Here is a 7003-nt window from a genome sequence, read left to right on the forward strand (position 1 = left end):
GTGCTGGATTGCCTGGACCCGCTTGCTGCAGTCGAGCTTGTCGGTTTCAAGCGGCGGCACACTGCGCACATTGCTCAGGCGGGCCTCAAGCAGCGTTTGCCAATGTTCGGCAACGTGCTCGCGCAGGCCCGGTACGATCAGAACGGTTGCGGCAGTTTGCAGTTTGTCCACATCAACACCTTCGCTTTCTCGATGACTCGACCGGCTCTTTCGCCAGAAGCTTTTTGTAGTGTCGACATTAAAGAGCGCCTACCCGTGGCGCTTTTCATTCGGCGTCAGTGACTTTTCTTTTGATGACAGATTTCCAGGTGTTGGCGTGGCGCGACCACTGATCAAAAAACACTACAACTCCGGCCCAAGCCACTGTAATCAATGGATGTGAGTCGATTGATCCATCAGGCGACCGTCATTGCCGACAGCATTGGGGGAGTGCCATCGATGACGTCATAACTGTTCAATTGATGATGTGCTGGATATAGTCGCCACGCTCATTTCCATCGGAATCTGCCCAGGAAAGACCTTCGCATGACCAAGCTTGTTCGCGCCGCCGTCTTGACCAACTACCTGGAGGTCAGTCAGTACCTGGGGTTCAATCCGCGCGACTTACTGGCTGCCGTCGGCCTGAGCAAGGCCCAATTGCAAGCCCCTGAACACCGGATTCCCATCGATGCCGCCGTGCGTCTGCTGGAGGAGTCGGCCGCCGCCAGCGGCTGTCAGAGCTTCGGCCTGAGCATGGCCGAATCGCGCCAGCTCTCGGACTTCGGTGTGGTCAGCCTGCTGCTCAGCCACCAGCGGACGCTGCGTGATGCTTTTCAGGTCGTGGTGCACTACCGTCATCTGCTGAACGATTCGCTGGCCATCTTCATTGAAGAGGCCGGCAAGATGGTGATCATTCGCGAAGAGGTGGTCACCGAATCACCGATGCCCAGCCGACAGGCCACGGAGCTTGCAATCGGCGTTATGTTCCGCCTGTGCGCGGCGCTGCTCGGCACACACTGGCATCCCTACAGCGTCAACTTCACGCACCAGCCCCCCGACAACCTGCAACTGCATCGTCGCCTGTTCGGCTGCAACCTGGAGTTCGGCAGCGAGTTCAACGGCATTGTCTGTTCCGATGCCAGCCTCGACATGACCAACCCCCATGCCGATCCAGCCATGGCTCGCTACGCCCAGAGTTACCTCGACTCGCTGCTGAGCCACGAAGGACCGTCGATGCTGTTCGAAGTGCGCAAAGCCATCTACCTGCTGCTGCCAATGGGGCGCGCCACCATCGAGCAAATCGCCCAGACCCAGGGCATGAACGTTCGGACCCTGCAGCGCCGCCTCAAAGACGACGGCTGCGCCTTMAACGACCTGATCAACGACGTGCGCCGCGACCTGGTGCTGCGCTACCTGGAAAACCCGAATTATTCGCTGGGCCGGATCGCCGACATGCTCGGCTACTCCATGGCGAGCTCCTTCACACGCTGGTTCATCACCCAGTTCGGCATGCCACCCGCCGCGTGGCGCAGCGCACAAAAACAGGCGGCCAAAGCACCAATGAACCCGACCATACTGCCCGGTTCCACAGAACCCTGAACCACCTGAAATAGACACCGGAACTTCAACCAAAAAAAAACGGCGACTGCTGGTACAGTCGCCGCGAAAGAACCGGTATGCGTGACACCGGCCGAGAGCCTCACTGCACCAAGGAGCCAACACAATGCAGCCCTGTAAGGCCAGCAGCAGAAAACCGACGGCGAACCACGGCAGCAACGGTGGCCGTTTGCCGGACGTGTCGGCGCCTTGCATACGCGTGATCAGGGTGGCGCAGAGGATTACCGGCAACAGCATGGCGACCCGCATCAGCTTGACCACAGTGGCTATGTCGCCGGTCTCGGTCGACAGGCTGTAACCGGCACCGACTACCTGGGCAACATCGTGGATGGTACCGCCCAGGAACATCCCTGCAACTTGTGGCGACAACGACAGCCAGTTGGCAATCATCGGGTAAAGGATCATCGCCGTGGTGGACAGCGCCGACACCCCTATGACGGTGAACAGCGTGGCACGTTCCTTCTGCGGATGATTGGGCAGCGCCGCCGCCAGCGCCATCGCAGCCGAGGCGCCACAGATCGCGGTAGCCCCACCGGTGAGCATGCCGAACAAGCGCTGAAAGCCCAGCGCCTTGGCCGCGACTACCGACACGCCGATCGTCACCACCACCAGAATCACCACCAGAGCAAAAGGCTTCCAGCCCAACGCGGCGATCTGCTCCAGTGTGATGCGCATCCCCAACAGAGCCACACCAATGCGCAACACGGTGCGGGCGGTGAACTCGATGCCGGCCTTGCACGCGCCGTCACTGGCCAGGAAGTTGAGCGCCATGCCCAACAGCAAGGCAAACAGCATCACCGGCGCACCGTAGCGCTCGGACAAAAAGGAGGCTGCCGCCGCAACGATCAGACTGACGATGAACCCCGGCGCCAATTCGCGCGTTCGGCTATGGATATGGGTGAGAGCAATGACGMTCATGGCGCGGATTCCTCAGAAACGATGACGATGAAAGCCTGGCCGTCGACAACCTCGACCGGGTAACTGGCGACTTTGAGTTGGGTTGAATTGAGCAGGTAACCGCTGCGCAGATCGAAGCGCAGGCCATGGGCGCCGCATTGAATCACCCTCCCCTCAAGGCGCCCGCCGCACAGCGAGGCCCCCTGATGCGGGCAACCGTCGTCGATGGCAAACAGATCGCCCTCGACGTTGAACAACGCCAGGCTTTTACTCTCGAATTCAATTAACGCACGGCCACCCGCCTGCGGAAGTTTTCCGGCAGGCACGGGGACACGCCGACTCATGCTGGAAGCCGTGAGCGATGGCTATCGAGCAGGGCTTCACCCATGGCGCCAAACAGCACCTCGGCAGGCTGCGCGCCGACCACCGTCAAACGACGGTCGAATTGAAAACACGGCACACCGCTGCCAGCGCCTGCCTCGTTGCCGACGTAAGGATCGCCGTCACCTTGCAGAACGGCGGCCATGGCATCAGCGTCGAAGCCACACGCCTGGGCGATGGCAATCAAGGTTTCATGACAACCCAAATCCTCGCCGTAYTGGAAGTAGGCGGCGAACAGCCGCTCAAGCAAGACATCACGTTGTGCCGTACTGCCCAGCACAGCGGCACGCTCCAGCAAGCGATGGGCATCAGCAGTATTAGGCATGGTGGCGATGCGGCTCAGGTCGATGGGTACCCCTACCGCCATCGCGGCCTGCTGCACCTGGGCCTGACGCATGCGTACGGCTTCAGCACTGCCCAGACGCTTGAGATAGAACTCGGCGAAGGGCTCACCTTGTACCGGCAGTTGTGGCAACAACTGCACCCCATGCCACACCGTAGTGATTTCCACTCCCGCTTGCTGGATGCGCAGCAGGTCCTGCGCGTGCTCCAGTTGGCGCTTGCCGATCAGGCACCAGGGGCAGATGAAATCGAAGAACACATCAATCCGTAAACGACCACTCACACCTTCACCTCTAACACAGCTTCACTAATCGAATCGTTGACCCGCTCACCCGCTAGCCGGGCGATATCCTTGTGGTAATGACACTTGGCATAAAAGAACACGGCCGCTGCTGCGATGCTGACCATGGGCACCCATTGAAAAGCAGCCTGCAAGCCGATGACGTCGGACACCTTGCCGGTGATGAACGGCCCCGGGGCCAGGCCGAGCATGTTGTTGGCCAGGGTCAGCGTGGCGAATGCCGTGCCGTGGACCGAATGGTGGGTCAAGTTGGCAACCATCGCCCCGGCAGGTCCGGTGGTGCCGGCGGCAATCAGCATGCCGAGGCAGATCAGCATTAGTTGCGCAGGCCCCGCCGGCAAGGCGAACGCCGCCGACAGCAACAGGCAACTGCCCAGACAATAAGCGATGGCCAGGGCGACCTTGCGCTCCGGCGAGTGCCGACACAGCCGGTCGCTGAGCATGCCGCACAGAATCATCCCCGCCCCGCTGCACAGCACGATAATCGCCGCGACACCGCCGGCCTTGTCCGTTGCCATGGCGTAATAACGATTGAGGTAGCTGGGCATCCACACAATCACGGTGCCACCGACGAACAGTTGCAAGCCACTGCCGATATAGGCCGCGATCACCGAACGGCTGGAACACAGCGTGCTGAGCGGGCGCTTGACCGCTGCCGCCTTATTCGCGGCGTGAGCGGCACGTTGAGGAGCGATGCGCGCTTCCTTGACGATAAGCGGGTAAAGCACCGCCAGCAGCAGGCCGAACAGCGCCATGCCGGCGAACGACCAGCGCCAGCCCAACTTGGCAGCGAGTACACCGCCCAGAGCCATACCCAGCACCGAGCCGAACATGCCACCTGCCATGAAGGCGCTGGCCAGGGTTGCGCGCATGTGTTTGGGAAAGACCGAAATCACTACCGCGATACCGACGCTGCCGTAAGCCGCTTCGYCGACACCCACCATGAAGCGGGCCATGAACATCTGCGGGTAGTCCTGCGCCAGCGCGCAACCCAGGGTCGCGAGGCTCCACAACAGGGCCATCAGCGCCAGGCTTTTTACCCGTCCGAAGCGATCCGCCAGCAACGACAGCGGAAATGTCAGCAGCCCCACCATCAAGGCGACAATGCCACTGAGCAGGCCGAGCTGGCCGTCGCTCAGGGCCCACTCGCTCTTGAGCATCGGGAACACCGCGTTCAGCACCTGACGCGACATGTAATCGGAAATCAACAGGCCGAACGTCAGTGCAAAGACAATCCAGGCATATTGGCGCGCAATACCGACACCACTGGCGTCGTCATCGTCCGCGGCGATTGGGTGAAAGGCCATGCAGCCTCCTCGAAACTTTGTTTTATTGTTGTTATCGAGCGTGTTGCAATGCAGCGAACGGAAGGCCATCGGCCTCCCGCCTTTGTTGCCGGTCAGCCGCGTTGCGGCACACCTTTCTGGCCAGCCTTGCGGTTGGGGGCCATGCCGTTGGCCAACAGGGTTTCTTCGATACTCTGGTACTGCACACCGATGCGGTAGATCTCACGGGCTTCTTTGCCGCTGGCGATTTCGCGCCCCAGCTCATGGGCGACACGCACGGTTTGCTCGATCTGCTGCACGGAGCTGAAACGCCTGCCCTTCTGGTCAATGATCGTGTCTTCAATACCTACGCGTGGATGCATCCCCATAGCCATAGCCATGACATTGAACGGCAGCACGTTCTTGAGCAGCGATTCGGCGGTCAGGGTGCAGCCATCTGGCGCGCGATGGACAAAGTTGAAGAAGTTGAACGGATTGGGGCCATCGAAACCGCCGCCGATGCCGATCCAGGTCAGGTTCAACGGTCCCATGTACACGCCCTTGCGCACCAGGCGTTCCAGGGTTTCCATGGCATGCATGCCGGTCAGTTGGAAATGCGGCTGCACACCCGCCGCCATCAGCCGCCGCAAGTGCTCCGCGACCCAGGCCGGGCCTGCCGGCACGGTCATCTCGCTGTAGGCCGCCTGATAGGCCGGGTTCGCCAGGGACGTGCCTTCCAGGTATTCCGGATACAGCAACTCCATGATGTTCATCTGGGTGGTGTTGATGGCCACGGTGACCTGATCTGGTTTTGGCGTCAGCTCAGCCAGCATGTGGCGCGTATCGTCAGACAACCACTTGGCGGCTTCGCCATCGCTTTCGGGCGCGAAGGAAATCGAACCACCGACCTGGATAATCATGTCCGGCACAGCTTCGCGCACACCGGCGATCAACTCGTTGAACTTGGACAGACGCTTGGAACCCTTGCCATCCAGTTCGCGCACATGCAGGTGCAACACCGTGGCACCGGCCTCATAGCAATCGACCGCCTTCTGCACCTGCTCATCCATGGTCAGCGGGATGTCTTCGGGGAAGTCTTCCGGCATCCATTCAGGGCCATACGGGGCCACGGTGATGACCACTTTTTCCATGTTTTCCGGGTGCAGGGAATCGTCGAAGAATTGCATGAGTTACTCCTTTTATTATGATTGTGCGCCCACGCCGGGGGCGTGCCGGGCAAGCCTGTAGCAAGTACGAATGCAGAGACGGTCGATCAGTAAGTCTTGTCGCCGATGATCCCGGCTCGCTCCATCTTGYGGTGGCACGGCGGGTAATCCATGACGGCGTAGTGCTGGGTGCTGCGGTTGTCCCAGATGGCGATGCTGTTGGGTTTCCAGCGCCAGCGCACCTGATACTCGGGGATGTACGCCTGGCTGATCAGGTAGCGCAGCAGCTCACTCGCGCCGGGGTTGGCGTCCTGGCCAAAACGTACCCGCTCAGGGGTGTGGTAGTTACTCAAGTGGGTGGTAAAGGCGTTGACGAACAGCACCTTTTCCCCGGTTTCCGGGTGGGTACGCACCACCGGGTGCTCGGCATCCGGGTACATCGCCTTGAGCGCCAGACGTTTTTCGATCGGCATGGCGGCACCAAAGCTGGCTTCGATACTGTGGCGGGCGCGCAGATCGGCAATCTTCACCTTGATGTCATCCGGCAAGCGCGCGTAGGCCTCCACCATGTTGGCCCACATGGTGTCACCCCCAACCGGTGGACACTCCACGCAACGCAATACGCAGCCCATCGGCGGTGCTTCGCGCCAGGTCGCGTCGGTGTGCCAGGCGTTCTCGTAGCGGTCCATCGGCTGGTCCGGGCTTTTGTAGATGCGCACCAGGCCCGGATGATCCGGGTCACTGCCAGCCACCGGATGATCCTCCAGCTCGCCGAAGCGACGGGCGAAGGCCACATGCTCGGCGCGAGTGATGTCCTGATCGCGCAGGAACACCACCCGATGCTTGAGCAACTGAGCACGAATCTCGGCAAACAGACCGTCGTCATGGACCGCATCCGCAAGGTTCACGCCGACCAGTTCCGCACCGATGCTGCAGGTCAATTGTTCGACTTTCATGGCAGGCGGCTCCGTTAGATAACGAAAATCGATGAACCCGTGGTCTTGCGTGACTCCAGGTCGCGATGAGCCTGCACAGCGTCCTGCAAGGCATAGTGC

At 60.8% G+C, this 7003-nt stretch carries 7 protein-coding genes and 1 pseudogene; 1 reads left to right on the forward strand and 7 read right to left on the reverse strand.

What is annotated here, in order from left to right:
* Nucleotides 1–171 (reverse strand): alpha/beta hydrolase (locus AC1DH9_RS20835; RefSeq protein WP_477808708.1); only part of this gene is annotated, 171 nt, incomplete at its 3' end.
* A 354-nt stretch (nt 172–525) separates the two neighbouring features.
* Between AC1DH9_RS20835 and AC1DH9_RS20840 the strand changes: the two genes are divergently transcribed.
* Nucleotides 526–1578 (forward strand): AraC family transcriptional regulator, encoded by a 1053-nt coding sequence (locus AC1DH9_RS20840; protein ID WP_477808705.1) that lies wholly within the window; start codon nt 526–528, stop codon nt 1576–1578.
* 108 nt (nt 1579–1686) lie between these two features.
* Here AC1DH9_RS20840 and AC1DH9_RS20845 read toward each other — a convergent pair.
* The 6 genes and pseudogenes from AC1DH9_RS20845 to AC1DH9_RS20870 all read right to left on the reverse strand — a co-directional run.
* Nucleotides 1687–2514, reverse strand: a pseudogene (locus tag AC1DH9_RS20845) (YeiH family protein); the annotation flags it as partial.
* A complete protein-coding gene (locus AC1DH9_RS20850; RefSeq protein WP_427536391.1) occupies nt 2511–2837 on the reverse strand; it encodes a Rieske (2Fe-2S) protein in 327 nt (108 codons plus the stop codon). The gene AC1DH9_RS20850 and the pseudogene AC1DH9_RS20845, both read right to left, overlap by 4 nt.
* On the reverse strand, nt 2834–3499 hold the full coding sequence (locus tag AC1DH9_RS20855; RefSeq protein ID WP_427536389.1) for a DsbA family oxidoreductase: 666 nt from the start codon (nt 3497–3499) through the stop codon (nt 2834–2836). Before AC1DH9_RS20855 ends, AC1DH9_RS20850 begins: the two co-directional genes overlap by 4 nt.
* On the reverse strand, nt 3496–4824 hold the full coding sequence (locus AC1DH9_RS20860; protein ID WP_477808706.1) for an MFS transporter: 1329 nt from the start codon (nt 4822–4824) through the stop codon (nt 3496–3498). Before AC1DH9_RS20860 ends, AC1DH9_RS20855 begins: the two co-directional genes overlap by 4 nt.
* A 92-nt stretch (nt 4825–4916) precedes the next feature.
* Nucleotides 4917–5969, reverse strand: coding sequence for a beta-keto acid cleavage family enzyme (locus tag AC1DH9_RS20865; RefSeq protein WP_427536385.1), 1053 nt, complete (start codon nt 5967–5969; stop codon nt 4917–4919).
* A gap of 86 nt (nt 5970–6055) precedes the next feature.
* A complete protein-coding gene (locus tag AC1DH9_RS20870) occupies nt 6056–6904 on the reverse strand; it encodes a TauD/TfdA dioxygenase family protein (RefSeq protein WP_477808707.1) in 849 nt (282 codons plus the stop codon).
* Between the last annotated feature and the right edge of the window lie 99 nt (nt 6905–7003).

This window comes from Pseudomonas sp. 05T35 (assembly GCF_056396605.1).